At 50.7% G+C, this 20,706-nt stretch carries 18 protein-coding genes; 13 read left to right on the forward strand and 5 right to left on the reverse strand.

Annotated elements, in window-relative coordinates:
• Positions 1-56 precede the first annotated feature (56 nt).
• Positions 57-1,607, reverse strand: a complete 1,551-nt coding sequence (gene murJ, locus JMW05_RS08735) for a murein biosynthesis integral membrane protein MurJ (protein ID WP_201504914.1) — start codon at positions 1,605-1,607, stop codon at positions 57-59.
• Between the two features lie 188 nt (positions 1,608-1,795).
• Positions 1,796-2,419, reverse strand: a complete 624-nt coding sequence (gene ampD, locus JMW05_RS08740) for a 1,6-anhydro-N-acetylmuramyl-L-alanine amidase AmpD (RefSeq protein WP_201504915.1) — start codon at positions 2,417-2,419, stop codon at positions 1,796-1,798.
• Positions 2,420-2,577: 158 nt separating this feature from the next.
• Here ampD and JMW05_RS08745 point away from each other — a divergent pair, with 158 nt between their 5' ends.
• From JMW05_RS08745 to lpxC, 12 genes are all read left to right on the forward strand, one after another.
• Entirely contained in the window at positions 2,578-4,599 is a 2,022-nt protein-coding gene (locus JMW05_RS08745; RefSeq protein WP_201504916.1) for an Lnb N-terminal periplasmic domain-containing protein, read from the forward strand.
• A gap of 76 nt (positions 4,600-4,675) precedes the next feature.
• Positions 4,676-5,530, forward strand: a complete 855-nt coding sequence (locus JMW05_RS08750) for an SDR family oxidoreductase (protein ID WP_201504917.1) — start codon at positions 4,676-4,678, stop codon at positions 5,528-5,530.
• A 46-nt stretch (positions 5,531-5,576) separates the two neighbouring features.
• Positions 5,577-6,530, forward strand: coding sequence for a hypothetical protein (locus tag JMW05_RS08755; protein WP_201504918.1), 954 nt, complete (start codon positions 5,577-5,579; stop codon positions 6,528-6,530).
• A gap of 71 nt (positions 6,531-6,601) precedes the next feature.
• Positions 6,602-7,276: an orotate phosphoribosyltransferase gene (gene pyrE, locus JMW05_RS08760; RefSeq protein WP_201504919.1), complete on the forward strand. Its 675-nt coding sequence runs from the start codon at positions 6,602-6,604 to the stop codon at positions 7,274-7,276.
• Positions 7,277-7,395: 119 nt separating this feature from the next.
• On the forward strand, positions 7,396-8,361 hold the full coding sequence (gene gshB, locus JMW05_RS08765; RefSeq protein ID WP_201504920.1) for a glutathione synthase: 966 nt from the start codon (positions 7,396-7,398) through the stop codon (positions 8,359-8,361).
• 224 nt (positions 8,362-8,585) lie between these two features.
• Positions 8,586-9,677, forward strand: a complete 1,092-nt coding sequence (gene murG / locus JMW05_RS08770) for an undecaprenyldiphospho-muramoylpentapeptide beta-N-acetylglucosaminyltransferase (protein ID WP_201504921.1) — start codon at positions 8,586-8,588, stop codon at positions 9,675-9,677.
• Positions 9,678-9,737: 60 nt separating this feature from the next.
• Entirely contained in the window at positions 9,738-11,198 is a 1,461-nt protein-coding gene (gene murC / locus JMW05_RS08775; RefSeq protein ID WP_201504922.1) for a UDP-N-acetylmuramate--L-alanine ligase, read from the forward strand.
• Positions 11,199-11,326: 128 nt separating this feature from the next.
• Complete coding sequence (locus JMW05_RS08780; protein ID WP_227691569.1) at positions 11,327-12,244, forward strand: D-alanine--D-alanine ligase; 918 nt, start codon at positions 11,327-11,329, stop codon at positions 12,242-12,244.
• A 543-nt stretch (positions 12,245-12,787) separates the two neighbouring features.
• Positions 12,788-13,429, forward strand: a complete 642-nt coding sequence (locus tag JMW05_RS08785) for a cell division protein FtsQ/DivIB (protein WP_227691489.1) — start codon at positions 12,788-12,790, stop codon at positions 13,427-13,429.
• 164 nt (positions 13,430-13,593) lie between these two features.
• Positions 13,594-14,886 carry a cell division protein FtsA gene (gene ftsA, locus JMW05_RS08790; protein ID WP_201504925.1) on the forward strand — a complete coding sequence of 431 codons (1,293 nt, stop codon included), beginning with the start codon at positions 13,594-13,596 and terminating at the stop codon, positions 14,884-14,886.
• A 147-nt stretch (positions 14,887-15,033) separates the two neighbouring features.
• The gene (ftsZ, locus tag JMW05_RS08795; RefSeq protein WP_201504926.1) at positions 15,034-16,230 is read left to right on the forward strand and encodes a cell division protein FtsZ; all 1,197 of its coding nucleotides are present in this window, start codon (positions 15,034-15,036) and stop codon (positions 16,228-16,230) included.
• A gap of 266 nt (positions 16,231-16,496) precedes the next feature.
• Positions 16,497-17,408, forward strand: coding sequence for a UDP-3-O-acyl-N-acetylglucosamine deacetylase (gene lpxC, locus JMW05_RS08800; protein WP_201504927.1), 912 nt, complete (start codon positions 16,497-16,499; stop codon positions 17,406-17,408).
• A 293-nt stretch (positions 17,409-17,701) separates the two neighbouring features.
• Here the strand turns inward: lpxC and JMW05_RS08805 are convergent, their stop codons facing one another.
• Entirely contained in the window at positions 17,702-18,217 is a 516-nt protein-coding gene (locus tag JMW05_RS08805) for a DciA family protein (RefSeq protein ID WP_201505582.1), read from the reverse strand.
• Positions 18,218-18,433: 216 nt separating this feature from the next.
• On the opposite strand from JMW05_RS08805, the gene JMW05_RS08810 reads away from it, so the two are divergent.
• Positions 18,434-19,162 (forward strand): CHAP domain-containing protein, encoded by a 729-nt coding sequence (locus tag JMW05_RS08810; RefSeq protein WP_201504928.1) that lies wholly within the window; start codon positions 18,434-18,436, stop codon positions 19,160-19,162.
• 199 nt (positions 19,163-19,361) lie between these two features.
• Here JMW05_RS08810 and JMW05_RS08815 read toward each other — a convergent pair whose 3' ends face one another.
• Together JMW05_RS08815 and JMW05_RS08820 are read right to left on the reverse strand one after the other, a co-directional pair.
• Positions 19,362-20,042, reverse strand: coding sequence for a DOMON domain-containing protein (locus JMW05_RS08815; RefSeq protein ID WP_201504929.1), 681 nt, complete (start codon positions 20,040-20,042; stop codon positions 19,362-19,364).
• 162 nt (positions 20,043-20,204) lie between these two features.
• Positions 20,205-20,513 carry a YhbY family RNA-binding protein gene (locus JMW05_RS08820; protein ID WP_201504930.1) on the reverse strand — a complete coding sequence of 103 codons (309 nt, stop codon included), beginning with the start codon at positions 20,511-20,513 and terminating at the stop codon, positions 20,205-20,207.
• Between the last annotated feature and the right edge of the window lie 193 nt (positions 20,514-20,706).

Here is a 20,706-nt window from a genome sequence, read left to right on the forward strand (position 1 = left end):
TACGGCACTTGGGCAGTGCAACTATTGCGAATGCCCGTATGCGTTTGGTAAAGCGCCTAGCCGTGCTTGAGCTGACGCGGGCGAAAACCTGAGGCGAGCAGCACGCCGCCGTATACCACCGCACCCAAAACGCACAGCAGTATCAATGCGCCCACGCGCTCCCACTGCGAGGCATGGGTCGGAAAATAAGGAATCGCCACGTACAGCGCGCCGACCATGGCCAAGGTGGAGACAACAAACTGGGTGAACAGTTTTTTCCAGTGCGAACCAAAGCGGAAAATACCGCGCTGGTGCAAGAAGTAATACAACAAGCCTGCATTCACAAACGATGCGCCCGTGGTGGCAAGCGCCAAGCCGCCATGCAAGGGCTTGTCCAAGATATAAAAAATACCGATAAACAGGACACTAAAAATCATATTGGCAAACACGGAGATGATGCCGATTTTAACAGGGGTGCGTGTGTCTTGACGGGCAAAAAAGGCGGGCGCAAAGATTTTAATCAACATAAAGCCCAAAATACCACCCGCCATGCTTTGCAAGGCAAGAGCGCTCATGTCGGCGTCACGTAAAGTGAATTCACCGCGCAAAAACAGCGCCTGCATCAAGGTGTCTGACAAGATAAACAGTGCAGCAGCGGCTGGCATGCCGACCAAGACAATCAGACGCGCCGCCCAGTCGATGGTCTTTTTAAAGGTCACATCGTCTTGTTTGGCTTCACTTGCCGACAGGCTGGGCAAAATCACCGTACCAATCGCCACGCCAATCAAGCCAAGCGGCAGCTCACTCATACGCTCAGCCGCATACAGCCACGATACCGAGCCGCCAATCATGAGCGAGGCGAACACGGTATTTAACAATAGGTTAATCTGCGTGACCGACACGCCAAAGATGGCGGGCAGCATCAGTTTTAAAATACGCTTGACGCCTTCATGTTTAAAGTCAATCTTGGGGGCGACCAAGAGCTTTTGTTGCCACATTTGCGGCAGCTGTAGTAACAGCTGGAGCAGACCTGAGAGGGCAACGGCGTAACCGAGCGACATAATCGGCGTGTCAAACATCGGCGCAAAAATCAATGCTGCGCCAATCATACACAGGTTCATTAGCACAGGCGCAAAGGCAGGTGCGGCAAAGCGCCCGTAGCTTTGTAAAATACCGCTGGCAAACGCCGTCATCGAGATGAATAACAAATACGGAAAGGTCAAGCGCAGCAGCTCTGCGGTAATCTCAAATTTGTCAGGCTGGTCGGCAAAGCCTGGCGCAAACAAGGTGACGACCCATGGGGCAATCAGTATCACCACCACGGTCAGCATAGATAGGATAAGCAGCAAAGCGCCTGAGGTGCGACTGATTAAAATCTGTACCTCTTGCAGGGTATATTTTTCTTTGTATTCGGACAACACAGGCACGAAGGCTTGACTGAACGCGCCCTCGGCAAACAGCCGCCGCAAAAAGTTGGGGATTTTAAATGCCACCAAAAAGGCATCCATCAGCCCGCCTGCCCCAAACACACTAAGAAGCACCACATCACGCACCAAACCTAAAATACGTGACAACATGGTCATGCTGCTGACCACCATCGTGGAACGAAACAATCGACTTTTTGCCATGAGAACCTATTGTGCTAATTTGCAAACACCAGCGGCTATGAGCTGCGCTTGTATCGGGCAGCTCATCAAGACTGATGATATGAGTGGAGGAAAAAACGCACGGATTATAGCATTTTCAGCCGTGTGATAAATGGAACGCTCATGAAATTGCACGGATGGACGGTCAGCAGGCTTTTCTTATCAAAACATTACAGCGCGCCAGACTGCATCAGCTGAGAGATACGCGCGCGTATCCGCGCCCAGTCAAAATACTCGCCAGGGTCGGTCTTGCGATTGGGGGCAATATCGCTATGACCCGTCAAGTGCTGGCGTGTCTTAGGATACGCGTGATGAATGGCGGCGATACACTGCGCCAATGCCTCATACTGCGCGTCGGTAAAGGCAATAAAATCTGACCCTTCAAGCTCGATACCGATGCTATAATCATTGCAATCAGGGCGACCCAAATAGCTGGACTTGCCCGCATGCCACGCCCGCGCCTCAAAATTCACAAACTGGGTGATGCTGCCGTCGCGCTCAATAAAGAGATGCGCGGACACCTCAGCGCCTTTGATGGTCTGAAAATACGGATGCGCGTCCCAGTCTAAGCGATTGGTGAATAAGGCTTTGACATAATGCTGACCTGATGCGTCACATTGAGCAAATTCATTGGGTGGCAAGCTGATATTATGAATGACAATGGTGTCAATCGCGCACGTGTCGGGACGCGTATTTTGGTTGGGTGAGACCAGCCATGTCGCCGCAGACAAGCGCCCTTTGCAGACAGTCATAGTGCGATGGGACAGCGCCGCGTTAGACACAGAATGTGACATGAAAACCTCAACGATAGACAGCAGACTGCGGATTGTAGCGCAAATGATTTGCATTCGTACAGTTGCTTTGTTTGTTGTCTGCTACAAAACGCGCGGTGCCTCAGCTTCATACCCACGATTCTAGGGATTAAGTTCAGGCAAGCCCTAAGGATGATGCCATGCGCCCGACCACACGCTTTGCCAAACGCTGCTTGTCAGTCTACCGACCCTTACCCGTTATCGCGGCGCTCAGCAGCTTGCCGATAATCAGCGTTCATGCTGCCAGCACAACGCCGCCTATAGCGCCAGATGCTGCGCTCACAAGCGACGCTGCCATTACCCAAAGAGTTAATGACAGCAGTGTTAGCGAACACGCTCAGACCGCTGATGATACCGCCCAATTGACAGCACTGCGCGCACAGATTGAAGCACAGCGCTTGTATGAACATACCACATGGCGGCGCTTGCTGTATTTTGTGGACAAAGGCGGCATCACCCCTAAAAGGGCAAAAAGCAGCGCCGTTACCGACCGCAGCTTTTATTTGACCAAAAACGGGCAGCATGACCCCGCGGCGGAAATGGACGCGCTATTGCTCGCCATCACCACGCATCAAGCCCGTGCCGATAAGGCACGCACGCCAATCACCTTGCCTGACGATGATGCGCTGTGCCGTTTTCCTGCGCGTGCACGCTGGCTGAGTGCTCAGCTGGGACTGGGCGATATTTATACGTCTGTGGATTGCCAAAATCTGGACAATTGGATGGACACATTGTCGGCAAAACAGCTGTCGGTGATGTTCGCTGAAGAGTATCTGGACAATCCGATGTCCGCCTTTGCCCATACCTTGTTGCGTATTGACTCGCAAACCACAGGCAGCCCTGAAGCGCGCATTCGCCATGCCTATTCGCTCAACGACACGGTCGATGGCGACGCGGCAGACAACTTTGTCATTTATGCCATCAAATCCATCTCAGGCATTTATGACAATATTATTGAGATTGACCCATATCCTGAAAGATTGACGAAGTATGTCAATGAGGATGAGCGCGATGTGTGGACGTATGATTTGGCATTGACGCCTGCTGAGGTCGAGCAGATCATGTACCACGTGTGGGAAACCAAAGACTTAGCGCTGCCGTATTACTTCACCACCGACAACTGCGCCTCTGAGATATTGCGCCTTATTGACGTGGTGCGCCCTCAGAATGCTTTGCTCCAGCAGCTGCCGTATGCCGTCGTGCCCGCTGAGGTCATTACCTTATTGCAAGACTATCAGTTGATTGACGGTCAAAGCTACACCCCATCCGCCGCGACCCGCCGCCAAGCACTGCGCAATAAAGCCGCCGCAGATGGTGAGATGCTAGACAAAGACGCGCTTGCCAGTGCCATTGATGCCAGCGACATTCAGACGCTATTGCCCGATGATACATTGGTCGCCTCAGACAACAACCCCTTGACCCGCCACCCGCTACAGATGGCGAGTATTGGCGTGGGGCAGGCGGGCGGTGACCGTTATACCGAGGTGGGTATCCGCGCAGGCTATCACGACCGCTTGGATAGTGCGTCAGGCTTTCCGCAGTTTTTTGACTTGGGCGGGCTTGAGGCGCGCGTGCGTTTTAATGAAACAGACACCGATAGAGACAATGACCGTGTTGAGTTACAACAGGCGACCTTGATTCGCGGGCGCTCCTTTAACCCTTTAAACACCAGTCACGCTGGCAGCAGCTGGGGCGCTGCCATACAGGCAACGCGCGTCAATGATGGTGCTGACCCTGAGGGACGCGACCATCTGGTCGGTAGCCTCGGCTATGAGCGCGGGGTGTCGTGGGCACTGGGCACGCCGCGTGCAGGCACAGGCGAGATGCCGCCGCAGCTGTGCTATGGCTTAGCGTCTGCGACGGGGCAGGTTGGTCGCGGTATCAGCAAAGGCTACCGCGTCGGCGCGGGCGTCAATCTGGGCTGCGACTACCAGATTAACAATCGGTTACGCGCACAAGCCCAATTGCAGTTGCCATATTGGTATCATGGCAACAGTGACGTGGCGGGCTATCGCGGGCATTATTGGCAGCCGATTACTATGCTGGGATTGCAGTACGATATCGATAAACAAAGCGCCATCCGCCTAGAAGCCAATCACGAATGGCAAGAGCGCATCGAAAAAGGCGATGAGGTACAAGTCGCCTACCGCCGTTATTTTTAAGGCTGTCTTTTCTTTAAAAAGACAATCGCCAAAATAGCAAAGACAACCGCATACAGACACAACAAAAGGTAAGGCTATGACCAAAGAGCACTGGCTCATCATCGGACAAGGCGCGATTGGTCTTGATGTGACCAACCAACTGGCAGCAGATGGTCATCCTGTGACAGGGCTGGCACGGCGCGCGCGTAGTGCGTACGATTTGGCAGCGAATGCGGACTTTATACAGCACGATGCGCGCACATTGACCGCCGAGCAGCTTGCACCGTTTAGTCATATCGCTATTATTGTCACGCCTGATGCGTATTCAGAATCGGGTTATCAAGACAGCTATCTTGCGATTGCTGAGCATTTTGCCACGCTCGCCGCGCAGTTGACCACCTTGCAGCGCGTGGTGTTTATCTCCTCAACAGGCGTATACGGTCAAGACGGCGGCGAGTGGATAGACAAAGACACCGTACCGACCACGCCCGCGCGTGCTGCCTCAAAAGTGATTTATCAGGCGGAGCAGGCACTGCAGTCGGCGTTTGCGGCGCGTCTTAGCATCATTCGCCCAAGCGGAATCTATGGCACGACGCGTCTTATGCGCCTGCGCCAAGCCCAAAAAGGCGCAGTGAGTGTGGATGCTGAGCACTGGAGCAATCGCATTATGGACAGCGACTTGGTGCAGATTATTGTCAATGTCTTGACCTTGGATACGCCTGAGCCTTTGTATATCGCCACCGATTATGCGCCAGTGACCACCCAGACCTTGATGACGTGGCTGTGTGCAGCGCTTGGGGAAGCAGAGCCGAGCGTCAATGACAGCGTGGCAGTAACGGGTAAGCGACTGCACAGCAATATTCCATTGACGTGGCTTACGTATCCTGATTGGCAAGCGGGGTATCGCCATATTTTAGCCGCGCAGCCTGATAGCGACAGTATCGCGCCTTAGCGCCATAAGTGTTTAGTACGATAAGCCCAACAGTAACGGAGAGATGATGACTCAGCCACATGAGCCACACCATGATGCGTCTGCGTCAACACCAGATAGGGAGCATGCTGCCAGCAGCCATACGCATGCAGGGCGACCAGCACGGATGCATCCGAACTTTGACCCGGCGCAAACGCCCATCAATCCTGCCCGTCCATTAAATGACATCCCTGAGCCTGCGCGGCGGATGAATCAGCAGCTGCGCCGCCTATACGGTCAGCGCTGTTCCCTGCATACCCCGAACGATGCGCAACTGTCCAAGTGGCAACTGATGGCGTCACAGCCTTTTGCCGAGCACTTGGCGTTTTTGCAGGCAGGCGGGCTGATAGATTTGCCTGAGAGCTTTTATCACAATCACAGCAGCTATCCGCTGTTGCCATTATTGACCGATATGCCGCTGCTTGATATGGCGGATATCCAAAAAGCCTTGCGCGTTTATCCGCAGTTGACCCGTTACGGCATGAGCGCGACCGACAAAAAAAGTGACACCACTTCTGCAAAAAATGCAGCGAGCCTACGCGCATTGGTGCGCCGCTACGACCCTGATGAGCTGATGCGCAGCGACTATGCGGATGATTGGCAAGTCATCTTGCAGCCGCAAGACTTTGAGACAGGCGCAGGCAGCCTTGCCACGGACATCATGGCCTGTAGCGTGGCAATACATGTAATCAAATCCTGCCCCAAACGCCAAAGCATCAACCACAGCTACAGCGCGGACGACATTTGCCAGTATGTGCGCAGCTATTTGCTGAGCCAAACTATCCTGACTCCCGCGCAGCGTGATGCGTATCGGCAGATGCCTATTTTTACAGGGCACATCATTGTCGCGGCGCATCATTTGGGCTTTGACATTCAGGTTCAGCGTGATGGCACGTGTTACTTTAACCTCTCGTCGCGCTGTAGCTTGCTGGCGCGTTATGCCAATATACAGGACTATCACATCAATGGTTGGTCAAGTTAAATAATAATGCGTACAATAACGCCTCATTTGTTGTTAGACCTTTTGACTGTTTTTATTCTAAGGAATGCCTTATGCATAGCGACGCTTTTTCAGCCCATCAATTTATTGAGCTGGCACTGGACAATCAGGTACTAAAATTTGGTGAGTTTGTTTTAAAGTCAGGACGCATCAGCCCTTATTTTTTTAATGCAGGCTTGCTTGCGACGGGTGAGATGCTGTCGGTATTGGCAAACGGTTACGCCGATGCGTTGGCAGCACAAATGAAAGATGATAACCAAGACGAGCTGGTCATCTTTGGTGCGGCATATAAAGGCATTCCGTTTGTCGCCGCGACCGCGCAGGCGCTATGGCTCAATCACGGCATCAATGCCAAATGGGGCTACAACCGTAAAGAAGTCAAAACCCACGGCGAGGGTGGCAATCTGGTCGGCGCGGATGTGTCAGGTCGTGCGGTCTGGATTCTGGATGACGTCATCACCGCAGGCACCGCAATGCGCGAAGTGGTCGATATTTTATCGAACGCAGGCGCGAGCGTTGCGGGTATTTTGGTGGCGCTCGACCGTAAAGAAAAAGGTCAAGCCGAACACTCTGCCATTCAAGAGCTTGCCGCGACCCTTAATGTCCCCGTACAAGCGCTCGTCGATATGGATGACATCATCGGCTATCTTGAAGCTGATGACAGCCCTTATCAAGACGCCACCCAGCTTGCAAAAATGCAGCATTACCGTAACCAGTATGGCGTATAATTTTTAGGTTTTTTGTCTGTGTTTGTCCGTCTGCCTTTGGCGCTGTATCACAACGGGCGTGTCTGTTGTGATACAGCGAGGGGCAGTGCCTATTTGTCTATTAACCAAGTGAGCGCCTTATGACTCAAGCAGCTACCACCGCATCATTACATATTTTGGTCGTGATGGACCCGATTGAGCGGGTCAATTATAAAAAAGACACCACCCTTGCTATGATGTGGGCGGCGCAGGACCGTGGGCACACGCTCAGCTATTGTCAGATTCATGATTTATGGCTGGACAAAGGACAATTGATGGTAGACGCGCAGGCAGTCAGTGTGGCGCGCAATCCTGATAATTTTTATGAGTTAGCGGCGCAAAAGACCGAAGCCATCACCAGCTTTGATGTGGTGTTGATGCGTAAAGACCCGCCATTTGATATGCGTTTTATTTACGCGACGTACTTATTAGACCATGCTAAGGCGGCAGGGGTGCTGGTGGTCAATGACCCAAGTGCCATCCGTGATTGCAACGAAAAGCTGTTTGCCACTTGGTTTAGCGAGCACATGAGCCCGACCATCGTCACCAGCCGTCAGGCGCACATTCGTAAGTTTATTCAAGAACATCAAGACGTCATCGTAAAGCCGCTGGATGGTATGGGCGGTACAGGTATTTTCCGCCTGCAAGCGGACAATCACAACATCGGCGCGACCCTTGAGATGCTCACCGAGCTTGAGACTTTGCCGATTATGGCGCAGCGCTATTTGCCTGAGATTAAAGAAGGCGATAAGCGCGTGTTAATCGTTGATGGCGACGTGGTTGAGTATTGCCTCGCGCGTATTCCAAGCGATGGCGAGACGCGTGGCAATCTTGCCGCAGGTGGGCGCGGCGTGGCGATGCCGATTAATGATGCCGAGCGTAAGGTCGCTGAAGTGGTCGCCCCGATTGTCAAAGAAAAGGGCTTGATGTTCGTCGGTTTGGACTTGATTGGCGGACGCATCACCGAGATTAATGTCACCAGTCCGACCTGTGTGCGCGAGATTGACGCTCAGTGCGGTACGGACATTGCGACCCAACTGATACAGGCGATTGAGTCACGGTTTTAAGCCGATTTTTTACACAGCAGTACCGCGTGTCAGCACAGAGCAGCGGGTAGAGATGCCCTCACAGACAGCGCAAAAATAAAGCCGCTATCTGCGTATAAAATACGGTGTATCTGCACAGGCTTTGCTCTATACTAGGCACGCTTTTTTTAGGACGGTATGTGGTACGTTTTGCTTGAATAAAAGCACGCGTTTTTACCACGACAAGACAATACAGGCATGCGCTTATGAAAACACCGCACATATTAATGATGGCTGCAGGCACTGGCGGACACGTGTTCCCCGCCTTGGCAGTCGCTGAAGTATTGACTGAGCGGGGCGCTGTCGTGCATTGGCTTGGCACGCCTAGTGGTATGGAGAATGACTTGGTTCAGCCGACAGGCTATCCGTTTCATGCCATCAACATGCAAGGGCTGCGCGGAAAAGGGGTCGGGCGCGTGCTTAAGCTACCGACGACGTTATTGTCTGCCACGATGGCAGCGATTAAGGTCATTCGTAGCAATCATATTGATATGGTGGTCGGGTTTGGCGGCTATGTCAGTGCGCCTGGCGGTATTGCTGCGCGCGTAACGGGCACGCCGCTGATTATCCATGAGCAAAATGCCATTGCAGGGATGAGCAACCGCTATCTGGCAAAAATGGCGACCCGCGTCTTGCAAGCCTTTGAGCATACCTTTCGCCAGCCGTCTTTACAGTCCAAGCTCGCCACAGTTGGTAATCCTGTGCGTCAGAACATTACAGGCGTTGCCGCGCCAGCTGCGCGCTATGATGTGCACGATACCAGCCCGCTGCGTATCCTAGTGGTCGGCGGCTCGCTGGGCGCGCAGGTGCTCAACGATACCCTGCCAAAAGCGCTTGCCAACATGACGCAGCCTGTGGCGGTCAGACATCAGTGCGGTCGTAATAATGAAGCAGCAACACAAGCGGCGTATTCATCGGTCGATATTGCGCAACACGACGTTACGGTGCAGCCCTTTATCCGTGATATGGCGGAGGCGTACAATTGGGCGGATGTGGTGGTGTGCCGCGCTGGCGCATTGACCGTCACCGAAATCCAAAATGTCGGTATCGCGGCGATTTTTGTGCCGTTACCACACGCGGTAGACGACCACCAAACCGCCAATGCGCGCACCTTGACCGAGCATGATGCCGCGATATTGATGCCGCAAGCGACGCTGACGGCAGCGCGTTTAAGCGACACCTTAACGCAGCTTGACCGCAGTCGCTGCCTTGAGATGGCGCAAAAGGGTCACGCCTTAGCCAACCGCAACGCCAGCATGCAGGTTGCCGATATTCTTTGGCAGCAGCTGTCGATGTGATAAGCCGAGCGCCCAGCCGTTCTGATTTGTACTTATTTTACCCATTATAGAGAATTTACTATGTCACCCACCGAGCTACGCGATAACGCCCAGCAATCTGATTTTCCAAAACGCCTGATTGAGATACCCGAGATGCGCCGCATCGAACACCTACATTTTGTCGGTATCGGTGGCTCTGGCATGTGCGGTATCGCTGAGGTGATGTGTAACCAAGGCTATCACGTGAGCGGCTCAGACATTGCGGAGAGTGCAGTTACCCAGCGTCTAGCGAGCATCGGTATTGAGATTTTTATCGGTCACGACTCCAAAAACATCGCCAATGCCGATGTGATTGTGGTGTCATCTGCCATTGACCGCAGCAACCCTGAAGTGACCGCCGCCCTAAAAGCGCGTCTGCCAGTCGTGCGCCGTGCGGACATGCTTGGTGAGTTGATGCGCTATCGTCACGGTATTGCTGTGGCGGGTGCGCATGGTAAGACCACCACCACCAGCTTATTGACCACCATGCTGGCAGAAGGCGGCTTGGATCCCACGTACGTGATTGGCGGTAAGCTGAATGCGTCGGGTAAAAATGCTGCGCTTGGCAGCAGCCGTTTTTTGGTGGCTGAAGCCGATGAGTCAGACGCGTCGTTTTTGTCATTGCATCCGATGGCCGCGATTGTGACCAACATCGACCAAGACCATATGGAAACCTATGAAAACAGCTTTGACAAATTAAAAGCCGCCTACATTCAGTTTTTGCAAAACATGCCGTTTTATGGTCTCGCAGTCGTTTGCGGTGATGACCCTGAGTTGTATGCGATGATTGATGACATCTCACGCCCTGTATTGACCTTTGGCTTGGAGTCTTATAACGACGTACAGGCGGTTGATGTGGTCAGCGATGGTACTAAGACGCACTTTACCGTACTGCGCCGTGACCGCGACCCATTGCCACTGACCTTGAACATTCCAGGCATTCATAACGTCTATAACGCGCTTGCCGCCATCACCATGGCGACCGATGAAGGCGTGGATGATGAAGCGATTAAGCGTGCATTGCAAAAATTTGCAGGCGTGGGTCGCCGCTTTGAGCAGCAAGCGTGCGTTGCGCATCAAGAAGGCGATGTGCTACTGATTGACGACTACGGTCATCATCCAAAAGAAGTGGACGCCACCATCAAAGCGGCGCGCCAAAGCTTTCCTGACCGCCGTTTGGTCATGTTATTCCAGCCGCACCGCTACAGCCGTACGCGCGACTGTTTTGATGATTTTGTTGAGGTGTTGTCCACAGTCGATGAGCTGTTGATGCTTGATGTTTACTCAGCGGGCGAAGCGCCTATCGTTGGTGCGGACACCAAAGCCTTAGCACGCAGCATTCGTTTGCGCGGCAATGTCGAGCCGACCATCATTGATAAAGACAATATCGCGCCTGCCATGCAGCGCCTGTTACAAGGCGGCGATTTGTTGATTACGCAAGGCGCGGGCAATGTCGGTCATATCGCGCTTGAGCTGGCTGCAAATGACTTGTACTTAAAATAGCGTTGTTTGCCAAGTTTATTTAATTTTATCTTTTGTCATTATTTTGGATGTTTATTATGAGCCAATCTTCTTCGACGCAAAGCCTTGATAGCACAGACAACGCGGCACAGACCGCGCCTGCCAGTCACATCACCGACGCCAAAGCATTTGGTCGTGTGGCGGTGGTGTGCGGCGGCAACAGCAATGAGCGCGATGTGTCCTTGAACAGCGGTGCTGCGGTGCTAAAAGCGTTACAAAATCGCGGCGTCGATGCGGTACATTTTGACCCAAAAGAGCAAGATATCACTGAGCTTAGCAGTTATGACCGCGTGTTCAATGTGCTGCACGGTCGCGGTGGCGAAGATGGCTTGCTCCAAGGGGTACTGCAGTGGCTCGACATTCCGCAAACAGGCTCAGGCGTCTTGGCGTCCGCGCTGGGTATGGACAAAGTACGTACCAAGCAGTTGTGGCAAGGCTGCGGCTTATCAACCGCGCCCTTTTCGCTACTGACGGCGCAGACCGACTGGCAGCAAGTGGTCAATACCCTAGGGCTGCCGCTTATCGTCAAGCCTGTACATGAAGGCTCGAGCATCGGCATGACCAAGGTCAATCACTTGGATGAGCTGCCCCTTGCTTACGAAACCGCCGCTGCGTGCGGAGATGTGGTGATGGCAGAGCGCTGGATTACAGGGCGCGAATTTACCATCGTTATCATCGATGATGAAGCCTATCCTGTCATTCGCCTTGAGCCTGCGGACATTACCAACTTCTATGATTTTGAAGCCAAATATAAGCGCAACGACACCAGCTACTATATCCCCTGCGGACTGAGCGAGAGTGAAGAGCAGCATTTGCAAGCGCTCAGCCTTGCTGCCTTTCGCGCCGTTGATGCCAAAGGCTGGGGGCGTATCGATGCCATGCAAGACCACAATGGCAACTTTTGGTTGTTAGAGATTAATACCGTACCAGGCATGACCAGTCACAGCCTTGTACCGATGGCAGCCAAGGCGCGCGGCATGGACTTTGACAGTTTATGCTGGCACATTTTGGCGCAAACGGTGGCATAAAGTTTGTCTGTTCATCGGGTGAGGGTTGCATAGGTTTACGGATAATAGGCGTGTGGACTGGATGTTGACGCATCAAATGGCAGATAACTGGTCAAACAGATGCCAGATTGTGCGCGATAGCATGACGCCAGCGTCTGTTTTCCATGTAAACTTATGTAATGTAATCTCTTGATACAAAGCTTGAGCTATTGTTTGTTACCAAAATACGTTAATATTGCAAGAATAATTTTGCTATGGCACTATTGCTTGGGCGTTGACCCATACTGATGAATGGTCAAAAAATCAAAGCAAATCAAGGCTTATGGATGATGCACTGCTACATTGCGGTCAGATGGTAATACCGACACTTGTCGTACAAAATCATCACCCTAAGTAGCGTCGAGGAAAGGGGTTTTTAGTAACATGACTCAAACTGTCAACGAGGTAACTGACTTGATGAGGTCGACACCCCGCAAATATAAAATGCCGCAAGCGCTTTCAGGACATACCATCAAGTATGTTTTTATCAGTGCTCTTGTGCTGCTTTTATTATTGATTGTATTTATGGGCACCAAGCGTCTGCAAGAAGCGCCGCCTGCCGATGTATATATCGACGCCTCTACACTAAATACTGCCCAATACCAGTCATTAAAGCAAACCGTCAGCCATCAGCAAGTGGGCAGCTTCTTTAATACCGACTTGCAGGCGCTGCGTGATGTGGCGTTAAGACTGTCTTGGGTCGATGAGGTCAGTGTCAGCCGTGATTGGCAGCAAGGCATCGTGATTACCGCTTTGCCCAAAAAGGCAGTTGCCCATTTTGGTACCGAGCGTTTGATTGATGCAAAAGGCGCTGTATTTGTTCCTGCCGATGGTCGAGAGCTGACCAATGACAGCTACGCTACCTTGCAAGGCGAGTCGGATAAAGGGCCGGTGATTATGCAGCAGATGCAGCAAGTCAATGAATGGTATGAGCCACTGAATATGCACGTGGCAGATATCATTTTGACCCCGCGCATGACGTGGGTGGTGCGTTTTGATACGGGTTTGCGCGTTATTGTGGACAATGAGAGCACCGCACAAAAGCTGATTGCGCTGCGTGACGCGCTGAACCATCAGCTCAAAGACCGCCGTGCTGAGATTCAATCGGTAGATTTGCGCTACAAAAACGGTTTTGCGATAGCATGGCACAGCAACGCAGCATCCTAAAGTGTCTGTAGCCGTACGGTGGGAGATAGGCGTACCCACAGGGAGTCGTACAAAAAAATACAATACATACCCTTCGTATGTAGGCCATGGCTTTGTAACGTATGTTTTTAATGATTTAATAAAGGTCTTTGGGCTTTTTATTCAGCGATAATTTATTTGTTACCATGAAAAATACTGAAAATCTGGTTGTTGTTCATCTAAGTGCCACCGCCGTCCATGTGGTTATCGGTCATGTTGTGTCTGCAAAAGACATTCGTATTATCGGGACAGGACACGTTAAAAACAGCGACTTTTATCAGGGACAAATCAAGCATCGCGAGCGCTTACAAAGCGCCATCAAGCAAGCCATTCAAGACGCCGAAGACATGGCCAACTGCCGTGTACACAGCGTATGGCTGACCCTTGCGACCCCCGATTTGGTCAGCACCAACAGTGCAGGCAGCGTATTGATTGAAGAGGACAGCGTCCATGCTCAAGACATGGTCAATGCCCTAAGCGCTGCTAAAAAAGCCGACCTGCCTTCAAATTACTACCTCATGCACTGCTGTCAGCAAGGCATCTATATCAACGACCATGACCATATGGTCGATAATGCGATCGAAATCGTCGCCGACGAGATTACCGTCATGTATCACATGATGATGATACCTGTCAGCACGCGCCAAAACATCCAAAAGCTGCTACAAAGCTGCGATGTTGGCATCGACCATGTGGTGTTCGATGCGGTGACCAGCGCCGAATACAGCCTGATGCTAGAAGAGCGTCAGCAAGGCGTGTGCTTGGTCGATATTGGTGCCAGTACCACCAGCATTTGTGTGTATAAAGAAAACAAGCTTATCTTTACCCGCTGTATCCCAAGCGGCAGCCACGAAGTGACGATGGACATCTCAGCGGACATTGGCATCTCGATGATAGAAGCGGAGAAGCTCAAAAAACTGCATGGCACTGTCGATATCAACAGCATCGACCCAGGCTACTTTTTTAAGTTTAAGCCGCAAGGCACCAGTGAGGCGCTGAACATTCATATGTACAGTTTGGCGCAGATTATTGAAGCGCGTTACATCCATATCTTTACCGAAGTGGTGCGTCAGCTGCACGAAGCGGATTTGTTGGGCTATATCGACCGTGGTATGGTACTGACAGGCGGCGGCAGCAGTATCAAAGGCATGGTACCGTTTGCCAAAAAATTGCTGAAAATGCCTGTGGTGTTGACCAACACGCATCCGCACATTACTGCTGATGACCAGACGGACGATGAAGACATTTTCAAAGTGCTTAACACCAGCATTCATAACCGTGAGTATCAGACGGCATTTGGGGCGCTTTTGTACAGTCAAAGCGAGCAGTTCCGTAACAGCGAGCAAAGTGAGCCTGAAGCCATTGCCAATTCAAACTCATTGAGTTTGTTTAAAGGGATGCGTCAGAGCTTTGGTAATGTGCTCAAAAAGATACTATAATCAACCGCTATGAACCACGGATATAAGCTCAGCTGCGCCAAATTTTATTGACACCCCTTATATATATCGTTAGTAAGTCGATAGCCCATAAAATGAGCGCTTGGTCACAGGCTTCTCATTTTGCTATGTAACTGGAGAATCTTTTTTATGCTAAAGTACAACATGTCAGATGACAACCAAAACCCAAGTAACGGTCAAGCGCACTTTACCGTATTTGGTGTTGGTGGTGGCGGTGGTAATGCGGTAGAACATATGGTACAGCAAGGTATCAAAGGTGTGACATTCGTATGTGCCAATACCGACAAGCAAGCCCTTGACCGTCTGTCTACCCCGCACAAATTGCAGCTGGGCGCGAAGACCAACCGTGGTCTTGGTGCTGGTGCCAATCCTGAAGTGGGTCGTGAAGCCGCTGAGAGTGAAGAAGAAGCCATCCGCGGTTTGCTAAAAAACTCTGATATGGTCTTTATCACTGCGGGTATGGGCGGCGGTACAGGTACAGGCGCGGCACCTGTGGTTGCGCGTATTGCCAAAGAGATGGAAATCCTAACCGTCGCTGTGGTCACCACGCCATTTCGCTTTGAAGGCGGCAAGCGCGTTAAAGCAGCGCAAGCGGGTATCGATCAGTTGTCTAACTTCGTAGACTCTATCATCACCATTCCAAACGACAAGCTGATGAGCGTGTACGGCAACATCTCAATGAAGGATGCGTTCAAAAAGGCAGATGACGTACTGTTGCACGCCGTACAAGGCATCGCTGAGACCATCGCCAGCGAAGGTATGATTAACATCGACTTTAACGATGTCCGCACCGCAATGACTGCTAAAGGTCATGCGATGATGGGTATTGGTCGTGCGAGTGGCGACGACCGTGCGCGTCAAGCGACCGAAAAAGCCATCCGCTCGCCGCTACTTGACGATCTACGTCTTGAAAACGCCAAAGGTCTGTTGGTCAACGTTATCTCGTCTGAGTCACTATCATTGGATGAGTTCAGCAAAATCAGTGAAATCGTGGACGACATCACCGATATCGATGACGCACACATCTTCTACGGTTCAGTGATTGATGAGCAGATGGGTGATGACTTGCACGTGACCGTTATTGCAACGGGTCTGACGCTAAATGAAGACATCGAGCCTGAGCCAGTTGCACCGCAAGCCGTACCGTCAGCGAACAGCACGCAGTCGGTAGATCCTAACGTACACACCAGTGCGCTAAACAGCCAAAAGCGTCAACAAACGCAGCTGTATCAAGAAAACACGGTTCGCCCAAGTACCAACCAAGAGCAACCACAGACCAAAACCAACAGCATTCAGGACTATTTGAAGCGTCAGCAAAACAAATAGACCGACCAGTCATACAAAAAAAGACCGACGCTTTGGCGTTGGTCTTTTTTTATTTTATAGACCTACCCATATAGATTCGCCCTACGAAACCCATATAGCGTCTGACATGGCGAGCAATATGGGGGCATAAACGTGCATGACTTTTGTAGGCTGATAAGCAATATCAATCAACACGATAGAAAAAATTGCGTTTTTTGACTATAGCGGATAGGGGTGTGCTAATGGTACACTAGGTTAATTGTAACAAATTATGTGAGAGCGCCGCCATGAATCAACGTACTATTCAAACAGCGATTGCCGTTACGGGTATTGGTTTGCACAGTGGCGAACCGGTTGATCTTGCGTTTTACCCGCAGCCGACAGACACAGGTATCATTTTTGAGCGTTCGGACATTATTGGCACCGCGCCAGTACCCGCCGATGCCTTTTTGGTACAAGACACGTTGATGTCGTCTAATCTGGTATTAGACGATGTGCGTATCGGTACCGTTGAGCACTTACTCAGTGCCGTCGCAGGTCTTGGTATTGATAATTTATTGGTACGTGTTTCAGCCGCCGAGATTCCGATTATGGATGGCAGCGCTGCACCTTTTGTCAATATTTTGCTCGATGCGGGCATTTGCGAACAAGAGCAGCCCAAGAAGTTTTTAAGAATCTTGCGTCCCGTGCGCGTGCATTTGGGTGACAAGTGGGCAGAGCTGCGTCCTTATGACGGCTTTGAGCTGAACTTTGAGATTGATTTTGATCATCCTGCGTTTGATAAAGACCAACAGCACGCGCAATTTCATTTCTCAACGCACAACTTTATCGAAGAGCTGAGCGCTGCCCGTACCTTTGGCTTTTTAAAAGACATTGAGCTGATGCGCCAAAACAATCTGGCGCGTGGTGGCAGTATGGACAATGCCATTGTCATCGATGACATGCAGGTTCTGAACGTAGATGGACTGCGTTTCATGGATGAATTTGTTCGTCACAAAATCTTAGACGCGCTCGGTGACTTGTATTTAATCGGTTATCCTATCTTAGGTCGCTTTAATGCTTATAAATCTGGTCACGCTTTGAACAACTTACTCGTGCGTGAGATTTTGTCTGATGAAAATAATTTTGAAATTGTAACATTTGATGACAATGTAAGCTCACCAATCGACTATTTACGCTCTACTGACGCAATCGTTTAAAGAGAAGTACAGGGATATACACGATGTATCGCAACACTTACGTAATATTACATTTTACGGGGTAGGCGAATATCAATACAGATGTTATGGCAATGCTCTAGATTTTGTGACAAGTTGCCAATCCCCGCCAGCACGTCCTTTCACAGACTCCTTATTGATACCCAGATTCTTATTTCTTAAAAGAAGTAAAAAATCTGGGTATTTTTTTTAATTAAATTTTGAGAACAATTCTTGTTATTGATAGTTCGCTACTGACAAAGTTTACACAAAATTACAAAGTAAACGCGTAAAAATCAGTCATTAACTAAGCGCAAAAGTGCATTTTTGAGTTTTTGGTCGGTGGTGACATGCTCAGCAGCCTGTGCTATAGTCCGCTTTGTGTTTTGGCTAAGGGCCTGATTTACATTGGCTTTATAGGGATTTTCAGACACATCGGGTCGATGAGTTTGGGAAGACTGAGCAACCTTACTGGCGCAATTGTCCACTACCACGACACGCAACTCCTTGAGTTGTCGAAATGTAAGTGATTGATTGGTCAAGAGTTCTAGATACGCTTTTTGTAAATAGCGGATATGGTTGGCAGCGGTGACGGAACAAACACTGAGTGTAAGCTCAGTATCAGTGAGCCCCACCACCCAACAGGTAGACAAGATTTCATCTGGCAGACACTCTGCCAACAGGCGCTTTATTTCAGCGGTCGCCGTAACGAATCGATGCATGTCATTGGTCAGCGTCGCAGGTAAAGCACTACCAGCAAAGGCTTGATGTTCAATAAGCTGAGCGAGCCGATTGGGCTGTTTTTTTGACATCGTAAGCGTCATCCCCGTGGTGATAAAAATACGGTTCAAAAATCCATTTAAGATAAGAGGTGCGGCAAACCACCACCACGGATATGCGTTCATAGACCGTTGCAGGTTTGCTGATATGAAGAGTGTAGCATGATTGGTAATCGGTACTCTTCTAAATGATTTGATGCTTTGTTAAGGATGACAAGCACTCTTGTATTAACAATAGGTAGCAACTTTATGAAACGAGCTTTATTTCTTTTTTCAGTATTAGGCATGGGTGTGGCACAAACGAGTGGTGCGGCAGAAGTCTATTACCAACCAAATAACGCTTCTATCAACACGGTCACTAACCGTACGATTACTGCCAATTATGGCTCTAGCAAGAATATCTACAGCACCAACAGCGGTGCTCACGTCTTTAGCAATGACGAAATCAGTCAAGCTATCGATAACCTAAGCGCACATGCTAAGCAAAAAGAGTATGAGCTGGCGTCATTGACCAGCAAGCTATCATACGAAAAGCGTCAGCAAGCACGCGCTTCAGTGCCAAGCAGCAGCTCAGCGCCTGCGCTTGCCGCCTCTCGTGCCTCTAGTGTGGCACTATCAAGCAGCTCAGGCTGGTGTGCGCGTTACGTACGTAAAGCGCTACAGTACGCAGGCTACGACTTTACGCCAAACCCATCGGCCTATCAGTACGCGACTCGCGGCACTTTGGCAAATGCAGGCTTTAGCAAAATCAGTAACGACAGTGCGCCACAAGTCGGTGACGTGGTGGTCTTTGACCGCACCTCTAAGCACCCACATGGTCACATCCAAATCTTTGACGGCTCGCATTGGATTTCTGACTTCCGTCAAAACGGTCTAAGCCCATACAGCGGTGTGTACAACTACACCACATGGCGCGACACGCGCTACGTTGATGACGCCTCAGATCGCGGCATCTACCTTGCCATGGCAGACAAATAAGCGAAGTATGCTTGGGTAGCATCGCTGCCGCCCAATACGCGCAACCGTTTCTCCAAACCCAGCAATTTTCACGTTGAGATTGCTGGTTTTTTTTGTCTGTTTGATGGCAATGTTTTTATAAATGGTGCGGCTTGAATAAGCGCAGTACTGGTGAATAACAGCGCTAATAACAGATAAGACACGAAACGCTATGAGCGCGCTATAGCGCTGTCCAATACTGTCTGTCATGAAAGTCGGGCGGCATAGGATGCTTAGGCGCAAAATACAGATAACTATCGGCAAATCGTAATATCACACACGGATGCAGCCGTGCGGGGTGGGCGGCATGGTCTGCGCCAAACAAAACCGCCAAAGGCAGCGAAAAACGGCGCTGATAGCTGTATCCTGCCTTCGTCAATGTGCCATCGAGCGCGGTATCAGGTTGCCAGTCAATCTGTGCCTTGGTTTGCTGTATTGGGTCAATCAGTGCAGGCGGCGGCAATGTGCTTGGGTGGCGGTAATGCTCAAACTGATAGAGGGCATAACGACCATCAGGGTGCGCGTTGATTTCTAGGTAGCGGCTGTCCGTGCTTGGGGCAATGAAGCACTCAAGACAGGTCTCTTGCCACAGGTAATCGGTAAAGCCCACACGCTGCGTTTGCCACGGTGTCCACGCCAGCTGCTTGGCAAGCGCCTTGTCCGCAATGCTTATTTGATAATCAAAAAAGAGTGTCGGCTGCGGCTGCTTATCGAGCGTCACCGTCACCACAATACGTATGCTGTTTAACGCCGCTTGCGTGGTGTTGAGTCGCGCGCGTATGGTAGCCAACTCAAAATCTGCGCACTGCAAACAAAACTGCCAGCGATGAGGGACGGTATCTGATGGGGCGGCGCAAGCCATGGCAGTCAACCTTGAGAATCAATAAAAAGTTTTGGTATGGGACATTCAGCTACCAGTCAGCTGTCCGTCAGCGCCAATGTATGCCCATAAAAAAGGCGCTAGCCGCAGGATAAGGACAGTTGCCTTGATGCCTGCGGTGCGCCTAAAGCTAACCTGACAGGCTTAGCCGTGGCGGGTTAGATTCGAGAGTTTTGGATTGGCATTCGGGTTTTGGCGCAAAAGCAATGCCATACGGCCGATGCTTTGAATCAGATACGCATTGGCAGTGGTCGCAAGCTCAGTACCAATCATATCGCGGTCGTGTTTGCTACCTGCTGGCAGCTTTACCTTGATAAGTTCGTGATCGTTCAAAGCGCGGTCAATCTCTTCGATGATGGCAGGGGTCACGCCGTTGTTGCCAATCATGACCACAGGCTTTAGCTCATGACCGATGCCTTTTAAGCGTTTGATGGTGGCGTTATCTAGTTCCATAAGTGTCCTAATAATGTCAAAAATAATCTGGGGTCAATACAGCGCAGATGCGCATAAGAGTGCCGCAATCAGCGTATAAATAATCTGTAAACAGCGGCGTAAAATATCAAGCCATCTAAAGCGGGCTATACCGTTATTTTAACACTGTCCTTTTATGAATATGGGCGGATATGTTACAAAAAGGCGGTTATCT

It is taken from the genome of Psychrobacter aestuarii, from assembly GCF_904846035.1.
GTDB lineage: Bacteria > Pseudomonadota > Gammaproteobacteria > Pseudomonadales > Moraxellaceae > Psychrobacter > Psychrobacter aestuarii.

Bases quoted from the DNA above. Each gene is read 5' to 3' on its own strand.
- murJ (WP_201504914.1), bottom strand. From the start codon at position 1,607: ATGGCAAAAAGTCGATTGTTTCGTTCCACGATGGTGGTCAGCAGCATG.
- ampD (WP_201504915.1), bottom strand. From the start codon at position 2,419: ATGTCACATTCTGTGTCTAACGCGGCGCTGTCCCATCGCACTATGACT.
- JMW05_RS08745 (WP_201504916.1), top strand. From the start codon at position 2,578: ATGCGCCCGACCACACGCTTTGCCAAACGCTGCTTGTCAGTCTACCGA.
- JMW05_RS08750 (WP_201504917.1), top strand. From the start codon at position 4,676: ATGACCAAAGAGCACTGGCTCATCATCGGACAAGGCGCGATTGGTCTT.
- JMW05_RS08755 (WP_201504918.1), top strand. From the start codon at position 5,577: ATGACTCAGCCACATGAGCCACACCATGATGCGTCTGCGTCAACACCA.
- pyrE (WP_201504919.1), top strand. From the start codon at position 6,602: ATGCATAGCGACGCTTTTTCAGCCCATCAATTTATTGAGCTGGCACTG.
- gshB (WP_201504920.1), top strand. From the start codon at position 7,396: ATGACTCAAGCAGCTACCACCGCATCATTACATATTTTGGTCGTGATG.
- murG (WP_201504921.1), top strand. From the start codon at position 8,586: ATGAAAACACCGCACATATTAATGATGGCTGCAGGCACTGGCGGACAC.
- murC (WP_201504922.1), top strand. From the start codon at position 9,738: ATGTCACCCACCGAGCTACGCGATAACGCCCAGCAATCTGATTTTCCA.
- JMW05_RS08785 (WP_227691489.1), top strand. From the start codon at position 12,788: ATGGGCACCAAGCGTCTGCAAGAAGCGCCGCCTGCCGATGTATATATC.
- ftsA (WP_201504925.1), top strand. From the start codon at position 13,594: ATGAAAAATACTGAAAATCTGGTTGTTGTTCATCTAAGTGCCACCGCC.
- ftsZ (WP_201504926.1), top strand. From the start codon at position 15,034: ATGCTAAAGTACAACATGTCAGATGACAACCAAAACCCAAGTAACGGT.
- lpxC (WP_201504927.1), top strand. From the start codon at position 16,497: ATGAATCAACGTACTATTCAAACAGCGATTGCCGTTACGGGTATTGGT.
- JMW05_RS08805 (WP_201505582.1), bottom strand. From the start codon at position 18,217: ATGTCAAAAAAACAGCCCAATCGGCTCGCTCAGCTTATTGAACATCAA.
- JMW05_RS08810 (WP_201504928.1), top strand. From the start codon at position 18,434: ATGAAACGAGCTTTATTTCTTTTTTCAGTATTAGGCATGGGTGTGGCA.
- JMW05_RS08815 (WP_201504929.1), bottom strand. From the start codon at position 20,042: ATGGCTTGCGCCGCCCCATCAGATACCGTCCCTCATCGCTGGCAGTTT.
- JMW05_RS08820 (WP_201504930.1), bottom strand. From the start codon at position 20,513: ATGGAACTAGATAACGCCACCATCAAACGCTTAAAAGGCATCGGTCAT.